The following is a 22745-nucleotide window of genomic DNA, read 5'->3' as shown; positions in this document are numbered from 1 at the left end:
CTCAATCCGGTAGCCTCGCAGCTTGATTTGATGATCAATCCTGCCAATGTAATCAATCTTTCCATCATTTGCTCGTTTGGCTATATCACCTGTTCTATACATGCGGCGACCGCTTACAAATGGATTGGGCAGAAAGCGCGATTCATGCAAATCAGGTCTTTGCCAATATCCTCTTCCAACACCCGCGCCTGAAATATATATTTCTCCTACTGTCCCTGGCAGCACGGCTTGCTGATTCTCATCTAAAAGGTAAATCTCTGTATTTGGCATTGGCACACCAATTGACACCGATGTCCCTCCATCCTCTTGATGGAATTGATGAATCATACAGCCAACGGTTGCTTCAGTTGGTCCATATTCATTAAAGATGGATATCCTTCCATCACTTGCCTCTGTGATTCTTTTGGCCAAAGCGGTCGATAATTGTTCTCCTCCCACAATCATCCGTTTCACAACTGATTGAGACAGTGCAGCATCTGTTAATAGTGCCATATGAGCTGGTGTCAGCTTGATGACCTTTGCTTTTTGATCAAACAAAATATGTTCTAATAAAAAGCCTGGCTGATCCTCTTGACGATAGATCACCACTGTACTGCCAATGACCAATGGCGTATAAATGGATGTCACGGTTAAATCAAACGCAATAGATGAATACAAGGCAAAATGATCATCTGATGAATCAGTATAGTGTGTTTTGGCAGACATGATATAGTTCACTAAGCTTCGGTGCTCAATCATGACTCCCTTTGGCTGGCCTGTAGAGCCAGACGTATAAATCATATATGCGACGTCTTCAGCATCCCCAATGAATGGATGTACCGCATCATACTGATCCAACTGATCCCACACGTTGTAGATATTGTACGTATCGCCATTAAAATGGTATGCAGATGCGTCATCTGTGAAAAACAGCTTTGCCTGGCTGTCATCCAAAATAAACTGAATGCGTTCCTGAGGATATTCAGGATCAATCGGCACATATGCACCTCCAGCCTTTAAAATCCCCAGCAGCAGCACGATAAGTTCTGGTGAATGATTCATACATACTGCAACAAAGTCATGTCTCTGTAAGCCATGTGTTTGTAGGAAATGCGCCATTTGATTGGTTTTTCTATCAAGTTCACCGTATGTCATGATATGAGATCCGTCCTGAAGTGCGATTCGATCAGGAGAAGTCTTTGACATGTCTGTGATCAATTCATGAATTTTTTGTTTCTGTGGAAATAGCACGCCCGTGTCGTTCCATTGATATAGCTCTCGATGTTCCTCGTCTTCTGTCATAAGAAGTACGTCTTTTAACAGCTGCTTTGGCTGAGCGAGTATGGTTTCGACAAAGAGAAGCATTCTTTCATGTAGAAAGCCGATGTCTTCATTGCTGTAATCTGAGATCTTGTAGTCATATTGAAGCTCAATTTGCCCTTTTTCATCCCATTCTTTCACAGCAACTTGTAAGCCATATGGCTGGAAGCCATTGTAAAGTTCTATGTAATCAACTTTGTATCCTTCCATCTCCTGCACCATATTTGTGCTGTAGGAGTTGATATAGATTTGAAAAAGCTGATTATATCCTGCTTTGGCAAGCTCTAAATCTTTGACAAGTGCATCATAGGGATAACGCTGATGCAGGAAGTAAGCCTTATAGCTTTTTTGAACGTCTGTCAGACTTTCTAACAAAGAGAGATGAGGATCAATCTTCATTCGATATGGCATTGTACTGACGGTCATACCGGACGTGGCTTTTTCCTTTTGTCCGGAACGATTGAGAACTGGCGTCCCAATAATAAAATCTTTTTGCTGGTATCTTTTATGCAAATAAACGAAGAGTCCTAAAGTAAATAAAGAGTTGATTGAACAATGATGGGTATCTATAAATTCATAGATTCGTTCTGAGAGTTGTCGATCAAGATAATGGCTGTGCCGATGGCCTTTGATTTGGTCAGTTCCCTGTACCAAATTACTATCAGACACATCAGATAATGCTTCTTTCCAAAATTGCTGATCTTTTTTAAATCTTGGGGAGTTCATATATTTTGATTCTTTAACAATAAATACAGAATGATTATCTGCTTCTTGTTCAATAGAGGAGCTTTGGGTAAGAGCAGTGTAAAGCTGGCTAATTTTATCGATGATTACTTTCATCGACCATCCATCTGCTACTGTATGATGGCATTTGATGAAATAACCGGATTGTTGTTCACCGATTTTTAGTACAGCAAATTCGGCGAGAGGGGTTTCTGTTAATTGAAATGGTGTTTTGAAGGCTTTTTCGGCCCATTCTAGCATGTCTTCATGTGTGGAAAACTCATAGGCAGGAATTGGATTATCGGCGTTTGGATCAACGTATTGAAGCGTCTCACCATCTTTCTCTACTAGCTTGAGACGAAGAGATTCTGTCATCATGATACAAGATGCAATGGCCTGCTTCAGTTTATCAAGCTGTAACGGCCCATTGACGAAGATGATACCGCCAATATGATTGATCGGTGTTTCTGGATAAAATGTTTCCATGTTCATCACGCGCCGCTGCGGATGTGTTAATGGCCAATATACTAAATTACTAGTCAATTACGCCACCTCTACTTTTCATATAGTTAACATTTCTACGAACATATTAAATCATATAACGGTATTTTTGTAAATAATTGAGATAAAATGTCTAAATTTGTTCATTTTTTAATCTAGACGCTAGGAAAGCCGACACAGTAAACAGAGCAACGTTTATAAAAAAGACGACTCTTGCCCCAAAGAGATCGGTCATGGTGCTCATAACGAGGATGGACATTCCGTATATAAAAGTTGATAGTGTATGTTGAGCTGACAGTATTTTGGGCAATTCAATTTCACTCAGTGTATCTTGTACATAGGTACGAATGGAAATGCTGCGAAGCTGAAAAGCTGGCCCTAATAAAAAGACAAACAACAAACTCATCCATGCTGAATGATTCAATCCTAAGCAAAGGGTTAGCACAGCTACGATCACCGAACTGTAAAAAATGTGATCAAACAAACGCTGTTCCACATGCTTTGCGAACCGCAGCACGAGCAGGCCGCCTAGAATGGTTCCGCCAAAATAGCTTGCGTTAATAAAGCCCCACCATGTTTCAGGCTGGTGTAAGACTTCTGTGACATACACAAGGATAATGGCTCCAGTCCAGATACTTCTACCACTCATGGATAGCATTTCTAAAACCGTTAATGTTCGAATAGTTGGCTTTTCATACATGAGCTTCCATCCTGAAAAGACCCTTGTAGTAAATGATTCAGACTGTTGCTCATGTTTAACTGCAGCCCCAGTATCAATCATAAAGAGCATAGATATGAGCGACAAACTGTATAAAACAAGTGTCGTCAATAGGAGAAACTGCGGTCCAAGAATACCAATAAACAGCCCTCCTAAAAGCCAGCCTAGTAAAAGAACAATTTGATCAGAAGTTAAGATATAACTATTGGCTTTTAGTAAAAAGTTCTTTTCTACTAAACGCGGGATCATCGAATTTCGAACAGGAATGGTTCCTCCATCTATCAAAGACAGGAAAAATACAATGATAAAAAAGAAAGGGATAGTAAAAGTTGATAGTTGTAGAATATAAATGAAAATCAAGCAACCGAAGAAAGCAATTTGACACATTTGCAAATAGATAATGAGTCTTTTCAGCTTAAATTGATACATAAAGAAAGGAATGAGTACCGCTCCAAGGGCTTGTCCAACAAACTGCGAAACAGCCACCATTGAAGCAATCAGTGTAGAATTTGTTAATTGATATGTCAGGATGGTCAGAACGAGGACATATAGCGAATCACCAAAATTAGCTAGGGATTGTCCCCCTAATAAAAAGTAAAATGATTTGTTTTTCATATTGATCTCCATTTTCTCTTCATTATCACCCATAATAATACATTATTTTCTACACTTCTACTTTTTATAACAATATTTTCATAACTTGATACATTTTACCTAATTTAAAAAACCGCCAAAAGGCGGTTTTTATTTAGTCATATATATGAACAGTTGGTTCTTTGTCTTCAGCATTTTTCGTGATCAGGGCTTCTTGTTGATCAGAAGATGTGATGTTAATTTCGATATTGGTACTCTTATAGTAATCCATGACTTCACCTGTTAAATATTGCGTGAAGGCTACAACTTCCGTTTTTCCGTAGAACTGCATTGGAATTTCGACTTTCATTTTTTGCAGGTTGCCGTTTTTGTAAAAGCCTTTTCCTACGACACCAGTATAATTCGGGAAGTAGTCTTCGACTTTTGTTTTGAAGCGGTCAAATCGCTCGGAATCATCTTTGTAGTTGCCTTTCGCATTATCTGAAGGGAAGAAGACATTCTCCTCTTTGATCGTATCCCAATTACCGATATCAGCTGAGCCTGCTTTCACATCCGTTTTGGCGATAAAGTTTCCTGGAACGATAGATGATTTTGGTGCTTGCTTATAAAGGGCAATCATGACAGGCACTTTTTGCAGCCCATCCATTTGACGAATTCGTTTGATCACTTGTTCAGCAATTTTTTCGCCTTCCGACAATAGTTTCTTTGAATTTTTCGATGAATCGATCGTCACTTCTTGCTGCGGATCACCGATATTTTCACGGTAATAATAAACAGAGTTCAGTGCAAGACCAATGACAACTCCGCCAAGCTGTAAGCTGTTTTTATCTTTTCGAATTAAGTAATTATGTTCTAGCATCGAAGCTAAGTAAATTGGACTATTTTCATTTTTAGACTTTGTTGAACCTGAGCTTGGAAGAGCTGGGTTTAAGCCGAGATTCTTAAAGTCTTTATCTTCTTTTTCTGCCTTTTTCAGATCACTGCCTGTTTTTTTGCGTGCCAGCCAGTTGAGAACGGTGTCCTCATCTAAATGCTGTCCTTCTTGGAAAAGATAGTCGTTTGTATTAAATGACTCTGTTGCAAGGCGCATAAGTCCTGTTTCAAATTCATCGATGTCCAGGCGTGTGTTGAGACGCTCTGCTGTTAATCCTCGCGCAGCCCCTTGTTTAAACGGCAGCACCATTTTGTAATAGGAGTCAGAGATATTGTACATCGGGATGATGGCTGTTTCCTTCGTTTCATCCGTTTTTTGTGTGACCTCTTCTTCTTCCTTTCCCCCAAAAGGTGCACACGCTGACAATACCAGTGTGAGCATTGTCAGCAGCAATAACAACTTTTTCAATAGAAAACACTCCTCTTATTTCTTTAGCTCCTCGAGCATTTTAGCTTCGTCCCAAATTTCAATATTGAGTTCTTCTGCCTTTGTCAGCTTACTTCCCGCTGCTTCTCCGGCAATGACTAAATCTGTTTTTTTACTCACACTACCTGCCAGCTTGCCGCCTAATGCTTCGATCGCTGCTTTTGCATCGTTTCGGGCCATTTCTTCTAATTTCCCTGTCAGCACAATGGTTTTGCCTGCAAAATAGGAATCACTTTCTTCTGCCATCACCGGCTTTGGCCCTGTGTAGGTCATATTGACCCCTAGCTCTTTTAGTTCATTTAGCAGGTTGAGTATTTCTTCTTTCTCAAAGTACGTGACGACGGCATCAGCCATTTTTTCACCGATTTCATCGACTTCGAGTAATTGTTCTTTCGTCGCTTGCTTTAATTGATCGATGTCGCCGAAATGCATCGCCAAGGTCTTTGCCGCTTTAGAGCCAATAAATCGTATACCGAGTCCAAATAGTAAACGCTCTAGAGAGTTTTCTTTCGATTGCTCAATCGAACGCAGTAAATTGTCGACAGATTTTTCGCCCATTCGCTCAAGCTGAATGAGCTCTTCTTTCGTTAATCGGTAAAGATCGGACACACGAGAGACAAGCTGTTCTTGGAAAAGCTGTGTAATGACCCGCTCGCCAAGCCCATCAATGTTCATTGCATTACGGGAAACAAAGTGAATGAGTCCCTCACGTATTTGAGCAGGGCATTCTGGATTGATGCAACGCAAAGCCACTTCTCCTTCAATTCTCACCAGCTCACTATGACACTCCGGGCATTCAGTCGGCATGTGAAACGGCTTTTCTTCTCCTGTACGCTGATCGATCAGTACGCCTGCGACTTCCGGAATAATATCGCCCGCTTTTTTCACAATCACTTGATCAAAAAGGCGAATATCCTTTTCTTTGATCAAATCTTCATTATGAAGAGAAGCACGCTGCACTGTCGTCCCTGCTACTTTGACAGGCTCAAGAATCGCCGTTGGTGTGATGACGCCTGTACGTCCGACACTTAGTTCAATATCAAGCAGCTTTGTCACGACCTCTTCAGCCGGAAACTTGTACGCAACAGCCCAGCGGGGACTTTTGGCTGTAAAGCCGAGCTCTTCCTGCTGAGCTAATGAATCGACTTTGATGACAATTCCATCGATTTCATATGAAAAATCGGCACGCTTCGTTTTTAGTGTTTCAATGAGGTCAATCACTTCTTCAATCGTTTGACACATGCGTCTTTCTTTGTTCGTTTTAAAGCCAAGCTCGTCGAGAAGATCAAGCCCTTCGCTTTGCGATTCAACACCGATTTCATCAAGCTCCGCTATACTGTAGACGAAGATATCAAGGTTTCGTTTCGCCGCAATTTTCGTGTCAAGCTGACGAAGCGAGCCTGCCGCCGCATTACGCGGGTTAGCAAACGGCTCTTCTTCGTTTTGTAATCTTTTTTCATTTAATGCTTCAAAAGAAGGTTTTGGCATAAATGCCTCGCCTCTCACTTCAATTGACAGAGGACGTTTGATTTTGAGCGGGATAGAACGAATGGTTTTGAGGTTTTCAGTAATATCCTCACCCGTTGTCCCATCTCCACGTGTGGCACCTCGGACAAACACGCCATTTTCATAACGGAGAGAAACAGCGAGTCCGTCAATTTTCAGCTCGACATTGTATGCGATATCGTCACCGACTGCTTGACGAACCCGGCGGTCAAAATCAAGAAGGTCCTGTTCATTAAACGCATTCCCGAGGCTGAGCATCGGTGTGCCGTGACGCACTTTTTGGAAGGCGTCTAACACAGCCCCTCCTACTCTTTGTGAGGGAGAGTCCGCTGCTTTTAAATCAGGGTGCTCTTCCTCTAAAGAGATCAGCTCACGCATCCGCGCATCATATTCAGCGTCAGGAACACTTGGACGATCAAGTGTATGATATTCGTAGTTGTATTGATTCAAAATCTGGTGCAGTTCCTCGATCCGGCGTTTCGCTGCTTCTTTATCCATCTGCTTCTTCCTTTCAATTCATCCGTTTTATAAGTCCAATCGGTTTATTGCTTCTCAATTGGCGCAAATGCTGCGAGAAGACGCTTAATGCCTGTAGGGCTTGGGAAGGCAATATCAAGCTCTGTGCTGTCTCCACTGCCTTTTACACTCACAACCGTTCCAACGCCCCATTTTTTATGAGCCGCTTTATCTCCCACAGCCCAGCCAATACTTCCGCCGCCTGTGTTTTGAATGGTTTGAGTTTGCGGACGTGAGACAGGTCCCCGTCTTTGCGGTCTTTCTCTTGTTTGGCCAAATGGTGTTTTCGTTTCTTTTTTCTCATTTAGGTTGTCCAATAAATCGGCTGGTATTTCTCGAATGAATCTTGATTCAAGGTTCATGTTTGTCCGGCCGAAGAGTGTTCTCATCTTGGCACTTGATAAATAGAGCTCTTCTTCCGCCCGTGTGATGCCTACATAGGCAAGGCGGCGCTCTTCTTCCATCTCTGCATCTTCCATTAATGAACGGCTGTGCGGGAAAACACCTTCCTCCATGCCCATTAAGAAAACAACAGGGAATTCTAGACCTTTTGCAGCATGAAGAGTCATTAAGATGACGGCATCCTGATCTTCTTCCTCATTCTCATCCAGCTTATCAATGTCTGCGACGAGGGCGAGATCTGTCAGGAAAGTCACGAGAGACTTGTCTTCATTTTGTTCTTCAAAGTTCTTAGTGACGGAGAGAAACTCGTCAATATTTTCTAGACGGCTTTGTGCTTCAATCGTTTTTTCAACCTTCAGTGCTTCACGATAGCCGGTTTTCTCTAGGATTTCTTCTGTTAATTCTGTGACAGATAAATAATCCTGCATGTTCGTCATTTGATCAATGAGCTGTTTGAACTCATCAAGCGCATTGGCTGCCCTTGCACTGAGTCCAATGAAATCCACCTGACCAAGCGCTTCAAACATAGACAGGTCATTCATCTCCGCATATGCTGCGATTTTATCAACAGATGTCGCACCGATTCCACGCTTTGGTACGTTGACAATACGTGCAAAGCTAATGTCGTCATCTGGGTTAGCTACTAGGCGTAAGTAAGCCAAAATGTCCTTGATCTCTTTTCTGTCATAGAACTTCGTGCCGCCGACAATGTTGTATTGAATGTTTGACTTCAATAATGTTTCCTCTATGACACGAGACTGGGCATTGGTTCGATAAAGAATCGCAAAATCGGATAATTTACGCTTACCGCTCTGATGAAGCTGATGAATCTTTCCAGCAACAAATTGACCTTCACCGAATTCATTATCTGCACGGTAATAGGCAATCTTCGCTCCTTCATCATTTTCTGTCCAAAGATTTTTCGGCTTACGGTTTGAATTGTTTTGGATCACCGTATTTGCGGCATTCAGAATACGTTTAGTCGATCTGTAATTTTGCTCAAGCAGAATCACTTCACTGGACGGATAATCTTTTTCAAAGGAGAGAATGTTTGTAATATCCGCTCCGCGCCAGCGGTAAATGGACTGATCCGAGTCACCGACCACACATATATTTTGAAAACGCTGAGCGAGCAGTTTCACAAGCATGTACTGCGCTCTGTTCGTATCCTGATACTCATCGACATGAATGTATTGGAATTTCCGCTGATAGTGTTCTAATACTTCAGGGATGCGCTCAAACAGACGAATCGTCATCATAATTAAATCATCAAAATCGAGTGACTGGTTTTTGAGTAATCGTTTTTGATAATCTGTGTAGACGTCGCTGACCACTTGATCATAGAAATCTCCGGCTGTTTTGGCATATTCCTCTGCGTCAATGAGTTCGTTTTTTGCACTGCTGATTGATCCTAAAATGCTGCGTGGATCGAACTTTTTAGGATCGATATTTCGTTCTTTTAAAATGTTTTTAATGACTGAAAGCTGATCAGATGTGTCTAATATAGAGAAGTTGCGATTCACACCAATACGGTCAATATCACGTCGTAAAATGCGCACACACATGCTGTGGAACGTAGAGATCCAAATGTCATCCGCACCAGGCCCTAAAATGGCTTGGACACGTTCACGCATTTCACGTGCTGCCTTATTTGTAAACGTAATCGCTAAAATGTTCCACGGAGCCACATGCTTTTCGGCCATTAAGTAGGCAATTCGATGTGTGAGCACCCGTGTCTTTCCGCTTCCTGCTCCTGCCATCAATAATAAGGGGCCATTTGTTGCTTTGACCGCTTCTTTCTGCGCGTCATTCAGCCCTTCTAATAGATGATTCGATATTTCATTCATTCCATTCACCGCCAATTCGAACTTATGTTCTATTTTAACCCGTTTCATCTTGTTTGACTATGATGACTTTTTGACTGCGCCCACTGTCTTTAATGCTTCTTTGAAATTGTCATAAATAACGTTTCCTACAACAACCACGTCTGCATGCTGCGCAAAGTCTTCTGCCTGCTTTGCGTTTTCAATGCCCCCGCCATAAAAAAGAACCGTTTCAGAAAGCACTGCTTTCGTTTCTTTCACAAGCTCTATATCTCCAAGCGTTCCGCTGTATTCTAGATAAAAAATGGGCAGCTTCATCAAATGCTCTGCCACTCTTGCATATGCCCTTACGTCATCGATGTCCAGCGCTGTATTTGCCTCTGTGAGCTTGGCCGCTTTACACTCTTCATTTAAAATAACATAGCCTTCAGGCACGATCTCTTCCATTGACATCAAATCACCGAATTCCTTCATCGCGTCCTTATGAAGCCCAACAATCCAATCAGGATGAGAGCTGTTTAAGACGGTCGGGATGAAATACAGATCGAAGCCCGGCACAATCATCTCATGTGTTGAGATTTCGAGCACACATGGCACAAGAAATCGGCGGACCTTTGACATCAATTGGAGCACATTGTCCTCTGTCACATTGTCACTGCCGCCAATCAATATGGCATCCGTACCAGATTCACAAATCGCCTCCAGCTGTTCATCGGATATTTCTTTATTTGGATCGAGTTTAAAGACATGCTTCCACTCGGTAACATCATACATGAAAAACGTTCCTCCATTCGTTTCATTCCATTTAAATATTATAACAAAATCAGTGACCGCAAAAAATGGGTAACCTCCTTCAGCTAAAAGTTTCATTCTTTTGAAAATGGACGATTTTAACTCTAGATGAGGCTAATGGAGACTATGTGAAGATCCACTTCAAGAGGACTGAGGGAGATAAATATATTAATACTGAACTGAAATGCGAGCTGCTTCGTCTCATCACATGATATTATACAATAAAGGAACATTTTACTATCTAATAAGCAGGTGAATGATTTGAAAAGAACCATCACATATGATCAAACGTTCGACATCGGATACATTGATCTCATCCCGCCTAGAATCGGGACAATCAAAGAAACCATTGAATTAGACGTAAATGAATGTGTGAATGCAGATATTGATAAAGAGGGCCGAGTGGCTGGGCTGGAGCTATTTGCAGAAGAAGCCGAGGTTTTGAAGCACACACCCGTTTATGAGGACGAGCTTTCGTTACGTTTTACGGATCAGGAAGTTCTCTCAACCTATCATTTGTCAGGCATTGAATTTCAATTCTCGACGCCTGATCACAAAGGGCTGATCGGTTTTACGATTGTCGATCCTCTTCGATATAACGTCAAAAGAAAGACAAGAAAAAACCGTTTTGAATGGTCAAAACGGTTTTTCCAAACTATTGTCTCACTTCATTGAAATAATGGACGGATGTCATGGCCCCTTCATCGACCATCTTGTTGTCTTGAATATCTAATGGATCAGGGTGTCCAGCTTTTTCAGGAATCTTTTCATCTGAGCGGAACATGCTTGCCCATTTTTTGAGATGCTGTTTATTTTTTACCGCTAATAACACAGCACCACCAACCCCTAATCCTGCAAGTACATACGCATTCGGACGCTTATTCATGTATGTTCCCTCCCCTTATGATCTTATTTGTAAGTTACCCCGCCTTTTCATTTCTAAACGTCACAATATGTTGAAGTGGTTTCTCTTTCAATGAAAAGTGGAATAACAACAGCAATGAAAGAGAAAAGAGGGGATCTTCGTGACAACGACTTTAATTGTCATTGCCGCACTGCTAGTTATTTGTTTGATCATGCCAATTATTTTATTGCTCTGGATTTGGATGAGAGATGAAAAACAGGAAGAGCATTCTGTCCTGCGAAATTATCCGGTCATTGGGAAGCTGCGGTTTATTTTTGAAAAAATAGGACCTGAGCTTCGTCAATATCTGTTTCTGAATGATCGAGAGGAGCTTCCTTTCTCGAGAAGAGAATACGAGCAAGCTGTCATGTCTGGGAAGTACAAAAGCCGGACGATGGGCTTTGGATCAAAACGTGATTTTGACAAGCCTGGTTATTATATCCGCAACGTCCTGTTTCCAAAACAGCGAGATGAATTACGGATCGATCAATCTGAAAAAATCCATACAAAAGTGTATCAGATTGATCAAGACAATTTACTGCGAAGAAGTGAACATACCAAAGAGGTCGAAGCAAAACCTTACTATCTCCATCAAGACGATGTACAAGTGATTGGCGAGCACACATGTCAAAAGCCTTTCCGTGTAAAAGGCCTGATTGGTCAGTCTGCCATGAGCTACGGCTCTTTAGGCGACAGGGCCATTACAGCACTATCCTCTGGATTAAAAATGGCCGGCGGTACGTGGATGAACACAGGTGAAGGCGGGCTTTCCCCATATCACCTCAAAGGCGGAGCCGATATCATTTGCCAGATTGGGCCTGGTCTATTTGGCGTGAGAACAGAGGATGGTGCTTTCTCCTTTGAAGAATTTAAGAAAAAAAGCGAGCACGAGGAAGTCAAAGCCTTTGAGCTGAAGCTGGCACAAGGAGCTAAAACACGCGGCGGTCATATTGACGGCAAAAAAGTCACCGAAGAAATTGCGAATATCCGTAAATTGCCGCCCCACCAATCCATTGACAGCCCAAACCGATTTGAGATGTTCCACTCCATTCCAGATATGTTTGATTTCATTGAACAGCTGAGAAGTATAGGCGGAAAGCCTGTCGGCATCAAGCTTGTGGTCGGACATAAAGAAAACATTGAAGAGCTTGCAGCATATATGAAAAAAAGCGGAAAGCATCCTGATTTCATTACAGTGGATGGCGGAGAAGGCGGTACTGGTGCATCTTTTCATGAATTGGCAGATTCCGCAGGGCTGCCGATTTTCACGGCTCTCCCTATGGTTCATCAAATAATGAAGGAATACGGTGTCAGAGATCAGGTAAAACTCTTTGCTTCTGGCAAACTTCTCTCACCAGATAAAATTGCGATTGCCCTTTCCATGGGTGCTGACTTCGTCAATATCGCACGGGGACTCATGTTTTCAGTCGGATGCATTCGCGCCCAAGTGTGCCACACGAATAAATGCCCAGTCGGGGTCGCCACAACTGATCCAAAGCTGCAAAAAGGTTTATCAATTGAAGAAAAGAAATACCGAGTCTGCAATTATATCCTTTCTCTAAGAGAAGGCCTGTTTAACTTATCCGCAGCCGCTGGTATTGAATCTCCCATTCATTTTAATGAGAAACATATTATCTACAGACAAGAAAATGGTCAGACAAGTGAAGTGCCGATGTTTTCAGGGACACAGCCATCTGTCTAGTTTGAGAAAAGGTGCGTTTTCGCACCTTTTTTTCGTTGACATTTTGGCTCAATCGCGTATAAAGAACTTAGAGAAATGATAGGAGATGGAGGATGCGTGAGGTTATAGGCGAGCTAAAATAAAAAACAGGACCGCTTGATTCAGCCAGTCCTTGCTTGTCTTTTTAGCGCTCTTCATAAAAAAACTGTAAACAACTCCATTCTTGTTGAAAAGGATTGTTTACAGTGAAAGCTGCTTATTTTGTTTCGTCATTTGCCTGCTGTTCTGCTACGCGGTCAAGTGCCATCGTATAGGCATCATTTCCGTAGTTCAAGCAGCGTTTGACACGTGAGATGGTTGCAGTGCTCGCACCTGTTTCCGTCTCAATTTTATGATACGTGTTCCCCTCGCGAAGCATACGCGCTACTTCAAGACGCTGTGATAAAGATTGGATTTCATTGATGGTACACAAATCATCAAAGAATCGATAGCATTCTTCCAGGTCTTTAAGGGATAAGATGGAGTTGAATAACTGATCTAAGCTTTTGCCCCTTAATTTATCAATTTGCATCTTTATACATCTTCTCCTTTACTATTGGCACACCGCTTCGCACGATTCTATGAAGAAAAGCGGTATCTTTCCTGACTAATTTTTTTCAACCTCAGCAATGAGCTTTGAACGAATCATGACAGGTTGGGTTCTACGCTGGAAATGCCGTCAGTTCTTTCGTAAGCCGAAGCTTCTTTATCGTATACAAATTCGACAAGTTCTGTCATTTTCCTTGTTCGACAATCTGACAAACTTGTTTGCTTCCGATATCAAGATCACTTCTGCTTAATTAGGTATGCCCTAAAATACAGGTTGTGCGGAAAGCTCGGCGAGACCAAAAACATGCGCCCCGCCTCGCTCAATTATTTAAATTATGTTGGTCGGCCAGCGTAACCGACAGATTCATTTTTCAATTAGGGCATTTCACTCATCATGTCGAAGCCCTCTGCTTCAACGCAGCGAAGAGATCCATTGCTCACTTCTGCCCTATAACAGCTGTCAGAAAGATAGCAAAGATGATACAGCTCCACTCTGTTATATTTTAACGCATTATAGACGGAAAGAGTACAGTTTTTTTCATGACATCAAATATTCCTCTTGGTGTCACTCGAATATACGGCAAATGTGTACTTTGGAAAAAGACAAGTGTATCAATTGGGCAATCAAATGGATAGCCTCGCTCAATGAGCAGCTCGCGTAATGTTTTTATCTGCTGAAGAACAGTCTCAAACGGTTCAGCCGATGCACAGCCTGATAATTGCAGCGGGATTTCGTGCAAAATTTTCCCGTTCTCTGTGAGGACGATCCCCCCGCCGATTTCTTTCATTCTCTTATGTGCCAGCATCATGTCCTCTTTATTTTTCCCAATCACTAAAATGTCACCCGTGAGCGAAAATGAGCTGACAAAGCCCTGCACTTTATTTGCAAAACCTTTAAGCATCGTATTCACACGCCACTCGCCTTTTCGGTCAATCAGGCTAAAGAAACTTTGATCATGGTCACAGGACAGCTGGTTCACCGAGTTATCAATCTCCACTGTATAAGGCTCCATGATGACAGCATTTCTCATTTTGACACCTAGCGGCATGGAAAATTGCAAATCACTCATCGTCAGATCATAGCCTAAATCTAATGGAACAAGCCCGCCATTTTTCCATTTAGTTTCTTGAAATTGATTCTGGTTCTCGCCATCTAATTTGAGAATAACCCCTTTAGATATCACCGTTTCAGGATTTGGGTTCATTGGATCATCTAAAATATTCAAAGAAGCCAGCCGGCCGGGACCGACAACACCTAATAGGTCATCAATTTGATAGTATTTTGCAATGTTAAATGTCGCCATATTATACGCATCAATGATAGGCACGCCTTCTTCAAGGGCAATTGAAATCAAACGATTAATCATACCTTCCTCATAAAAATGAGGCGCAGCTCCGTCTGTTGTATAGAAAAAGTGATCATAGTGTCTAAAATCACGCTCGTGCAGTTCTCTTAAAATGTTCACTAAATCTGGGCGGATGGAAGAATGACGAAGTGAGACATGGTAGCCAAGGGACAAGCGTTTTAGCACATCGTCCGCATTCATCGCTTCATGATCACTGTCCGCGCCAAACAGCTTCATTTTTGTTAGCGTTTTCTCGGAAGCTCCGGGGAAATGCCCTTCAATTCGTTTTCTCTGCTTCTTCGTTTCTTGCATGCAATATAAAATGAGATCATCACCGTCCATCAATCTTGGCCAGCTTGTTAATTCGCCGCCTTGAAGGACATCAGGATGATCAATCCATTCCTTGCGATAGTTGATAGGAAGCATCTCATCTTCATATCTGACTTCAGTCTGAAGATCGTATCTAGACCACCAGAAATACTGAAATGGCTGCTGTTTTAATTCACACAGAGTGGAAAGCGCTTTCTTTTCATTGCTCTGCAAAAGAAGAAATAAGTTATCGCTGACCATCGTTGTTGTGCCAAATTGAGACACATATTCTGCAAGTGATTGGGGATTATAAATATGGAACGGATGCGCGTGAGGCTCTATATACCCAGGCACAATGTATTTCCCTTCACAATCAATCACACGTTTAGCTGATTTATTTTGAGGAAGCTCTGCTCCGACATAAACAATTCGATCATCATGTATCCAAATATTTGCCTTCACCCATTGTTTCAAAAATGGGTTTAGCACGAGTCCATTCGTTAAAAGGAGTGTTGGAACTATTTTTGAGTCGACTACATCGATTTGTGTGCGGATGTCATTGTTTCTCCAATTAAAAGTACGTTCGGACATTCACATACTCTCCTTCATTTGTATTAGCACTATCGTAACATAACGAACCACGTTACGCATTAATGAAACGTTACAATTTCTTGAAATCACACTTAAAATATTTAAAAAAGGAGATTCACCTTCAATGAAACCTAATCTCGGCTTAATGGAAGCGCTCATTCGAATTGCCTGCGGAATGACAATATGTACTGTGGCTGGTTCTTTATATGCTAGAAAACCATGGAGTAAAATGCTGCTTTTCAGCATCATGTGCGGCGGGATGAAACTGGCATCTGGCATTCTTCGTTTTTGTCCAGTGACATATATGTGTGAGCAGCAGGACACACATAAAGAGAAGGCTGAGTGAGACAGCCTTCTTTTTTTGTAATTATTTTCCGCCTCTTTCATCACTCCGCTGCTTCACACCATTCCACCATCGTACCTGCGATAATTTCTGCTGCTTCAATCACATGCTCAATGTCGATGGATTCATTCGGAAAATGGGCAAGCTCTGTTGTTCCAGGACCAAACACGATGATCGGAATACCTGCCGCCTGTGAGAGTAATCCGCCGTCCGTTCCCCAAGGAGCGGCTTCGATCTTTGGCGGCTCCTTCTTGACCGCTTCATATTGTTCCTTCAATAGACTTAAAAGTGGATGATTCGTATCGATTGAGCCTGGAAGCCATCTTGCACCAAACCATTCGACCTCGACAGGATGATCTTTGAACCATTCATCCTTTTCCCCAAGTCCCGTCATCCAATTTTCTAATTCCTTCTCTGCCTGCTCAACCGTCTCACCTGGCATCACACCAAGTCTGCCCTCCATTGTGACCAGATCTGCTACAGAGGACGGCCAATCACCGCCTTGTATTTTCCCCATGTTGATGGGGATCGGAATTGGGATATGCTGAAATAACGGCTCGGTGATGCGCTGATTTCGTTCTTCTTCAAGTGCCGCTATATGCGTAAGAACGATCATACTCTTTTCAATAGCGGAAACACCGTGATATCTTGTTCCGCCATGAGCTGCCCTTCCTTTAATATACAGTCTGAACCACTTAGATCCCTGCTGAATCGGAAAGATTTTCATATGACTTGGTTCTGGAATGATGGCCGCATCTGCTGTATACCCTCTCAGTATGGCTGCAAGGGTGCCTGCACCGCCGCTTTCTTCTTCGACGACACTATGAAACACAACATCTCCTTTCAGCGGAATCTGAAGCGCATGCAGTGCCTCTAGTGCGAAGAGTAAAGAAACATTTCCGCCTTTCATATCTGTTGCCCCGCGTCCATAAAGTCTCCCGTTTATGATATGCCCGCTGTAGGGCGGATATGTCCATTGTTTCGTATCTCCTGCTGGAACAACATCCACGTGCCCATTTAATAAAATGGATTTGCCGCCGCCTTTCCCCTTCAATCGTCCGGCGACATTGGGACTTCCTTTAAAGGAACGCCTCGGGGAATAGAAATACGGATGTTCCAGCAGGTCTTCTCCGCCAATGTCCCATACATCTACATCAAAACCAATTGCGGAAAGCTTATTTGCTACGATTTGCTGCACATCTTGTTCATTCCCTTGGGTACTTTCACATTGCACCATTTGCTGAAGAAGCGCAATCGCTTCATCTTGGTGCTCTCTCATCCAGCTTCTGATCCGTGTAATTGGCTGCAAGTCAGTCATCCTTTCTACACAACAGATTTGACATCGGGCGCTAAAATTAATGGGGCCTCTGTCGCCCTTATGACATCTTCCGGCTGAAACGGCGGCATGACTTCACGTAGAATGAGCAGCTGTGATTTGACCTCAATGACTGCCATATCCGTAATAATCAGATCCACACAAGACTTAGCGGTTAAGGGCAGTGTACAGGCAGATTTCACCTTTGACTCACCGTGTTTATCAAGGTGGCTCATCACCACCACAACCTTTTTCGCCTTTTGCGCAAGCTCAATCGCTCCGCCCATCCCGGGTACTCGTTTGCCCGGCACAATCCAATTCGCAAGATCACCCTGACTGCTTACTTCAAGTGCACCTAAAATGGTCATATCCAGCATGCCTTTTCGAATGATACCAAAAGCAGTCGTGCTGTCCATGTATGAACCGCCTTTTGCTAACGTAATAGGGAAACCGCCGGCATTGCACAAATTCGGGTCTTCTTCTCCTTGTGCTGGTGAGGCGCCTGCCCCCATAATGCCGTTTTCTGCATGCAGCCACACCCTGTAATGCGCTGGGATGTATTCAGCTGCAAGTGTCGGGATGCCGATCCCTAGATTGACGATCATACCATCTTCAATTTCCTGCGCCGCGCGTTTGGCTATGCGGTGTCTTAAATCGATGTCTCCCATGCCCATGTCCAGTTCACTCCTTTTGATTGCACGATCTGGTTCACAAATACGCCTGGTGTCACGATTTCTTCTGGATGAAGACTGCCCACAGGCACAATCTCTTCCACTTCCGCAATGGTCCAGTCTCCTGCCATCGCCACAATCGGGTTTGTATTCCGTGCACTTTTATCAAAAATCAGATTTCCTGCTTCGTCTGCTTTGAAGGCATTCACAATGGCAATATCCGCTGTTAGCGCAGGCTCAAGGATATATGTCTTCCCGTTTAGCGGAACGAGCTGCTTCTCATCGAGATTGAGGCTATCCATGCCGACATCTGTCACAATGCCTGCCAAGCCCATCCCGCCTGCTCGAATTTTTTCTGCTAGAATGCCTTGCGGGTAAAAATGAACGTCTAGTGTACCTGCCTGCATTTTCTGTCCGGCTATTGGATTTGAGCCAATATGAGAAGCAATGATCTTCTTGACTCTTCCTTCTGTGATCAGCCGGCCAACACCGATTTGCGGGAAGCCTGCATCGTTTCCGATCAATGTCAGATCTTTGATATTGGCTTCTAGGATGGTGTCGATCAATGATGGCGGGGACCCTACGCCGCCAAACCCGCCAAACATGATGGTCATGCCGTCCCTAAAATGCGTGATCACTTCATCTACATTCACTGTTTTGTTCATCATCTTTCCTCCCTACATCGCAGATGGGAAAAACCCTCGATTGATGACTTCTTGTTCGACCTGCGTGATTGTCTGCTCAAATAATTGAATGAGTTCATCCATCTCCTGCTGCGTGATGGAAAGCGGCGGTGCAATCATGACCGCTGCACCTCCCACTCCATCCTCTCCAGCGCTTGCTGGATAAACAAGCAAGCCATTTTGCTTGGCCGTCTCAACGACTAAATGCGTCATTTGAGCATGGGCAGGAAATGGTGTTTTCGATAAGCGGTCTGCGACAAACTCAATGCCAATGAGCAGTCCCTTTCCTCTCACATCTCCTATGATGAAATGGTTTGTTTGCAAATCCTTTAAAGCATTCATTAAATATCGGCCAGACAGATCCGCTCGTTCAGGAAGCTGATGTTTTTTCATATATCGAATGACGGCTAGTGAGACGGCTGCTGAAAGCGGATTGCCGCTATAGGTGTGACCTGCCATCACAGAACCTGAACCGCTCAGAATCGGTGCGATGACATGATCTGCTGAGACGGCTGCCGCAATCGGTGAATAGCCGGCACTCATGCCTTTGCCGAGAACCATAATATCTGGTACGACGCCCCAATGTTCCATCGCAAACATTTTCCCAGTTCGTCCAAAGCCTGTCATGACTTCGTCTGCAATCATTAAAATATCGTTTTCCTCACAGACACGCTTCATCGCTTCAAAATATCCGTCTGGCGGTACAAGCGCCGCTCCCGATGCTCCAACAATCGGCTCTGCAATAAAAGCGGCAATCCTCTCTTTTCCTATACGCTGAATGACGGTTTTAAATTCCTGGACATACCATTCGACCTGCTTGACCTCTTCCTTTGGCAGCCATGAACGATAGCTATATGGCGGAGACAGCACCGGGTGCTTTTCGAGCAATGGTTCAAAGCGCTCTCTCCTTGCAATATGTCCTGACATCGACAGCGCACCGAGTGTGATGCCGTGATAACTCATCCATCTTGAGATAATGTGATTTTTCTCAGCCTTCCCCTGCTCCTGCCAATGCTGAATAGCAATTTTCATAGCCGTTTCCGTTGCCTCTGATCCGCTTCCGACAAAAAAAGACCAGTTCAGGTTACCTGGGCAAAGCGTACTCAATTCATAGGCAAGTTCTTCTGCTGGTTCATTTGTGAATTGCGATCTGTACGTAAAGCTCACTTTTTCCGCTTGCTCTGTCATGGCATCAATGATCTCACGTATGCCATGTCCAATACTTGCCGTGACAGCCCCCGAAGAGCCGTCTAAATATTTTTTCCCGTCCCGATCATATAAATAAATCCCCTCTCCTTTCACAGCCACAGGATAATGCTGATTCAACATCGGTTTGATTAAGTAATCCCGGGTCTCCACTTTGCCATTCCTCCCTCTCTTGTCAGCAGCTGCATCTTTCTTTTTTCATGAATCGCAAGAAAATTTTGTATACTTGTTATAAGATTAGCTTAATCAAGAGGGCAGTCATCCTCCATTCGCCACATGCCCGAATTTCACACGCATTTTTTATACATCGTGTATAAGAGTGTTCAAAAGGAGGTCATGAGTCTATGGCGATTCTCGTCAAAGATGCACTCTCACTCGATATCATGAAGGGAACAAAGCTGCTCGCTGGAGAAAATGGACTGGACCGTCTCATTCAGTGGGTGACCATCGTGGAAATTATCGAGGACACCTCGAGGCTTTCCGAAGGGGAATTACTCGTCACAACAGGCTTTGGACTTGCAGACAATCAAGAAAGACGCGCCCGGCTTGAGGAATTGATTCAATCTCACAGGCTTTCAGCCATTGCCATTTATCAAGGCGTATACTTAACGGAAATTCCAACATCACTCATTCAAGCGGCGAAAAATAGCGGCATTCCGCTCATCGAAATTCCGCCACACATCAATTTCTCAGACATTACAAAAGCCGTCCTAGAACAAATCGTGAGCAGTCAGCTCCATCAGCTTAAATATTCATCAGCGATTCATCAAAGACTGACCCAATTAAATGTAAGGAATAAAAATGTGACGCAAATTACAGATGAACTGGCACATCTCACTGCAGCGAACATTGTCGTGCTTGATGTCTTTTTACATCAAACAGCGGCTCATCTCATCAAAGATGAAGTGACGTACTCTCCTGCTTTTGGCTTTCTGACAGATCGTGAACCAATTGAAACCATGCCCCTTCTTAAGCAGGCAGAGGAGAAAGGGCGGCTCGTCTATGACACGTGCGGAGCGTTTGTCCTCGCCGCATGTCCGGTGATTGCGATGGGTGATATTTTCGGGTTTATTGTGTCTTTAAAGAAAAAGGAAGCGTGGCATCATCTCGACGCGATTGCCATTGAGCATGCCGGGGCAGTGTATGCGATTGAATGGCTGAAGCAAAAGGCCATTCAAGATACAGAAAACCAAATGCAGGGACATTTGTTAGATGATATTTTGCAGCAGCAATATACAGAAGAAAGCTACGTGGTCGAACAAGCAACAAAGCTGCAATATGATATGAGCGATGAGCAGGTGGTCATCTACTTTCAATTTCAGCATCAGCACACACAGCTCGATCATCAAATGATGCAGCGCCTCTCTCAATTACTCACGTCGATATTTGAACGCAGACATATTCCCTTTTTACTAAAGGCAAGGCTCGATTCCATTTTTGCCCTGACACCCGCAGGAAAAAAAGCGTTTCAAGAAGCGGAGTGGTATCGCGCAGCAGAGGAGTGCCGGAGCACTTGGTCGTATTTTTTTCCTGTCCATCCGATTGTAATTGGCATCGGGAGAGCCTATGACCAGATCAGTCTCTTTGCAAAAAGCGCGAAGGAAGCGCAGTATGCAGCAAGACTTCTTCCGCTTTTAAAAACAGACGAAAGCATCATTCATTATCAAAAGCTTGGCTTATATGGCATGCTTCTTGAAATGAATGAAGCGGGTATGAATTTGCATGACTTTTACGTGGAGCTGTTAAGTCCTTTGCTTTATACGAAAAAACAAGGGGCTGACCTTATCCATACACTCGAAGTGTATTTGGCACACAATGAAAATATTCAAAAATCTGCGGGAGAATTGTTTATTCACAGACATACATTAAGCTACCGGCTGAAACAAATTGAAACGAGAACAGGCTGCAGCCTCAAATCCACTGATGATCGGATGAAGCTGCAGCTCAGTATCATGGCGTACCGCCTATCTGGTCTGCTTGATCAGATGAGAACCATTTCATGATTCATTCGGCGTTTTGACCCATAGATTCATATCTTCAATTTTGTCAAAAATATAGCAGTTGTTTTGGAAGCGCCCGGTATACGTATAACCGAGCTGATAAAACACTTGATTCATTCCATAGGACAGTGCACGTGCAAGAGAATAAAAGACATAGATATGCATCGACTGGAGTTCTTTTTCAAGTGCTAGAATCAAATGATGCATGAATCCTAGTTTTCTGTATGATGGAAGGGTCGCACAATCTGTTAATTCCGCATGGCCATACGGCGCATTGATTTCAGCGGATGCCGCACTCACAATGTGTCCGTCATGTTCAACGGCATAAAAAATCGTCCCTTCCTCCATTACCTTTTGGATATAATCTGGCTCGTTCATTGGCGTGGGATACGTTTCAAAGACTGTATCATAGAGCTTTGCCAGCTTGTGAATATCCTTCAGATCGGCTTTCCTCATCACATACTCATCCTGCCACGTGCCTTGGTCTTTTTTCATCTCCTTCGCTTGAATGGATGCGACGATCTTATCTTCCTCCAGCCAATACGAACTGTTCATTCGATCCTCAGTGAGAAAAAGCGACATGCCGTACGCATCACTTCCGAGGAAATAATGAGAAAACACGCCTTCAAGCCGAAAACCTTTTTCTAAAAAAAGCGGCACATGCTCACGCCTTACTTTCACAATGACCTTAGAAGCCTTACAGCCCGCCGCTTCCTGAAGAACTGACTGAATAACATCCCGCACCCTGCCGCTATAATCATCTAAACGGATTCGCTCATTAAATGAATCAATACAGATCAAGGCAGAAAAACGCTCGTTTGCAAGTTTCTTCAATTGCACCATACACTCATTCCTCTCTTATGAATCAGTTAAT

General features: G+C 43.3%; 17 protein-coding genes and 2 pseudogenes. 4 read left to right on the top strand and 15 right to left on the bottom strand.

Annotated features, from left to right (window positions below; all coding sequences use genetic code 11):
* Nucleotides 1–3: 3 nt before the first annotated feature.
* The 7 genes and pseudogenes from MKZ03_RS18955 to MKZ03_RS03175 all read right to left on the bottom strand — a co-directional run.
* Nucleotides 4–1134: pseudogene (locus MKZ03_RS18955) on the bottom strand (amino acid adenylation domain-containing protein); the annotation flags it as partial.
* 141 nt (nucleotides 1135–1275) lie between these two features.
* Nucleotides 1276–2565, bottom strand: a pseudogene (locus MKZ03_RS18950) (condensation domain-containing protein); the annotation flags it as partial.
* A gap of 91 nt (nucleotides 2566–2656) precedes the next feature.
* Entirely contained in the window at nucleotides 2657–3856 is a 1200-nt protein-coding gene (locus tag MKZ03_RS03195) for an MFS transporter (RefSeq protein ID WP_307499178.1), read from the bottom strand.
* A gap of 133 nt (nucleotides 3857–3989) precedes the next feature.
* Entirely contained in the window at nucleotides 3990–5177 is a 1188-nt protein-coding gene (locus MKZ03_RS03190) for a CamS family sex pheromone protein (RefSeq protein ID WP_034664713.1), read from the bottom strand.
* 15 nt (nucleotides 5178–5192) lie between these two features.
* The gene (gene ligA / locus MKZ03_RS03185; protein WP_341030907.1) at nucleotides 5193–7199 is read right to left on the bottom strand and encodes an NAD-dependent DNA ligase LigA; all 2007 of its coding nucleotides are present in this window, start codon (nucleotides 7197–7199) and stop codon (nucleotides 5193–5195) included.
* 44 nt (nucleotides 7200–7243) lie between these two features.
* Nucleotides 7244–9466: a DNA helicase PcrA gene (pcrA, locus tag MKZ03_RS03180; RefSeq protein WP_341030905.1), complete on the bottom strand. Its 2223-nt coding sequence runs from the start codon at nucleotides 9464–9466 to the stop codon at nucleotides 7244–7246.
* A 57-nt stretch (nucleotides 9467–9523) separates the two neighbouring features.
* Nucleotides 9524–10216 (bottom strand): heptaprenylglyceryl phosphate synthase, encoded by a 693-nt coding sequence (locus MKZ03_RS03175; RefSeq protein ID WP_334750930.1) that lies wholly within the window; start codon nucleotides 10214–10216, stop codon nucleotides 9524–9526.
* Between the two features lie 279 nt (nucleotides 10217–10495).
* Between MKZ03_RS03175 and MKZ03_RS03170 the strand changes: the two genes are divergently transcribed.
* On the top strand, nucleotides 10496–10909 hold the full coding sequence (locus tag MKZ03_RS03170) for a DUF2283 domain-containing protein (protein ID WP_341030903.1): 414 nt from the start codon (nucleotides 10496–10498) through the stop codon (nucleotides 10907–10909).
* Here the strand turns inward: MKZ03_RS03170 and MKZ03_RS03165 are convergent.
* Nucleotides 10890–11120, bottom strand: coding sequence for a hypothetical protein (locus MKZ03_RS03165; protein ID WP_003214314.1), 231 nt, complete (start codon nucleotides 11118–11120; stop codon nucleotides 10890–10892). The genes MKZ03_RS03170 and MKZ03_RS03165 overlap by 20 nt on opposite strands.
* A gap of 190 nt (nucleotides 11121–11310) precedes the next feature.
* On the opposite strand from MKZ03_RS03165, the gene MKZ03_RS03160 reads away from it, so the two are divergent.
* Entirely contained in the window at nucleotides 11311–12840 is a 1530-nt protein-coding gene (locus MKZ03_RS03160; protein WP_445662032.1) for an FMN-binding glutamate synthase family protein, read from the top strand.
* A gap of 235 nt (nucleotides 12841–13075) precedes the next feature.
* Here MKZ03_RS03160 and MKZ03_RS03155 read toward each other — a convergent pair whose 3' ends face one another.
* Together MKZ03_RS03155 and MKZ03_RS03150 are read right to left on the bottom strand one after the other, a co-directional pair.
* Complete coding sequence (locus MKZ03_RS03155; RefSeq protein WP_003214053.1) at nucleotides 13076–13390, bottom strand: YerC/YecD family TrpR-related protein; 315 nt, start codon at nucleotides 13388–13390, stop codon at nucleotides 13076–13078.
* A 520-nt stretch (nucleotides 13391–13910) separates the two neighbouring features.
* Nucleotides 13911–15653 carry an adenine deaminase C-terminal domain-containing protein gene (locus MKZ03_RS03150; protein ID WP_334750933.1) on the bottom strand — a complete coding sequence of 581 codons (1743 nt, stop codon included), beginning with the start codon at nucleotides 15651–15653 and terminating at the stop codon, nucleotides 13911–13913.
* Between the two features lie 124 nt (nucleotides 15654–15777).
* On the opposite strand from MKZ03_RS03150, the gene MKZ03_RS03145 reads away from it, so the two are divergent.
* Complete coding sequence (locus MKZ03_RS03145) at nucleotides 15778–15999, top strand: YgaP family membrane protein (protein ID WP_060595694.1); 222 nt, start codon at nucleotides 15778–15780, stop codon at nucleotides 15997–15999.
* A 40-nt stretch (nucleotides 16000–16039) separates the two neighbouring features.
* Here the strand turns inward: MKZ03_RS03145 and MKZ03_RS03140 are convergent, their stop codons facing one another.
* The 4 genes from MKZ03_RS03140 to MKZ03_RS03125 are packed head-to-tail and all read right to left on the bottom strand — an operon-like array spanning nucleotide 16040 to nucleotide 20024.
* Nucleotides 16040–17305, bottom strand: a complete 1266-nt coding sequence (locus MKZ03_RS03140; protein ID WP_106038384.1) for a peptidase — start codon at nucleotides 17303–17305, stop codon at nucleotides 16040–16042.
* A 14-nt stretch (nucleotides 17306–17319) separates the two neighbouring features.
* Complete coding sequence (locus MKZ03_RS03135; RefSeq protein WP_282067487.1) at nucleotides 17320–17985, bottom strand: 3-oxoacid CoA-transferase subunit B; 666 nt, start codon at nucleotides 17983–17985, stop codon at nucleotides 17320–17322.
* Nucleotides 17961–18647 carry a CoA transferase subunit A gene (locus MKZ03_RS03130; RefSeq protein ID WP_341030895.1) on the bottom strand — a complete coding sequence of 229 codons (687 nt, stop codon included), beginning with the start codon at nucleotides 18645–18647 and terminating at the stop codon, nucleotides 17961–17963. Before MKZ03_RS03130 ends, MKZ03_RS03135 begins: the two co-directional genes overlap by 25 nt.
* Before the next feature lie 12 nt (nucleotides 18648–18659).
* On the bottom strand, nucleotides 18660–20024 hold the full coding sequence (locus MKZ03_RS03125) for an aspartate aminotransferase family protein (protein ID WP_066031219.1): 1365 nt from the start codon (nucleotides 20022–20024) through the stop codon (nucleotides 18660–18662).
* A gap of 191 nt (nucleotides 20025–20215) precedes the next feature.
* On the opposite strand from MKZ03_RS03125, the gene MKZ03_RS03120 reads away from it, so the two are divergent.
* Nucleotides 20216–21874 carry a PucR family transcriptional regulator gene (locus MKZ03_RS03120; protein ID WP_341030893.1) on the top strand — a complete coding sequence of 553 codons (1659 nt, stop codon included), beginning with the start codon at nucleotides 20216–20218 and terminating at the stop codon, nucleotides 21872–21874.
* On the opposite strand, the gene ablB is transcribed toward MKZ03_RS03120, so the two are convergent.
* Nucleotides 21869–22714 (bottom strand): putative beta-lysine N-acetyltransferase, encoded by an 846-nt coding sequence (gene ablB / locus MKZ03_RS03115; protein WP_341030891.1) that lies wholly within the window; start codon nucleotides 22712–22714, stop codon nucleotides 21869–21871. The two genes, MKZ03_RS03120 and ablB, sit on opposite strands and share 6 nt — an antisense overlap.
* Between the last annotated feature and the right edge of the window lie 31 nt (nucleotides 22715–22745).

Source organism: Bacillus sp. FSL R5-0431, from assembly GCF_038002985.1.
Classification (GTDB): Bacteria; Bacillota; Bacilli; order Bacillales; family Bacillaceae; genus Bacillus.
The sequence above is the reverse complement of the archived record's forward strand: the minus strand, read 5'-3'. Positions and strand labels throughout refer to the sequence as shown.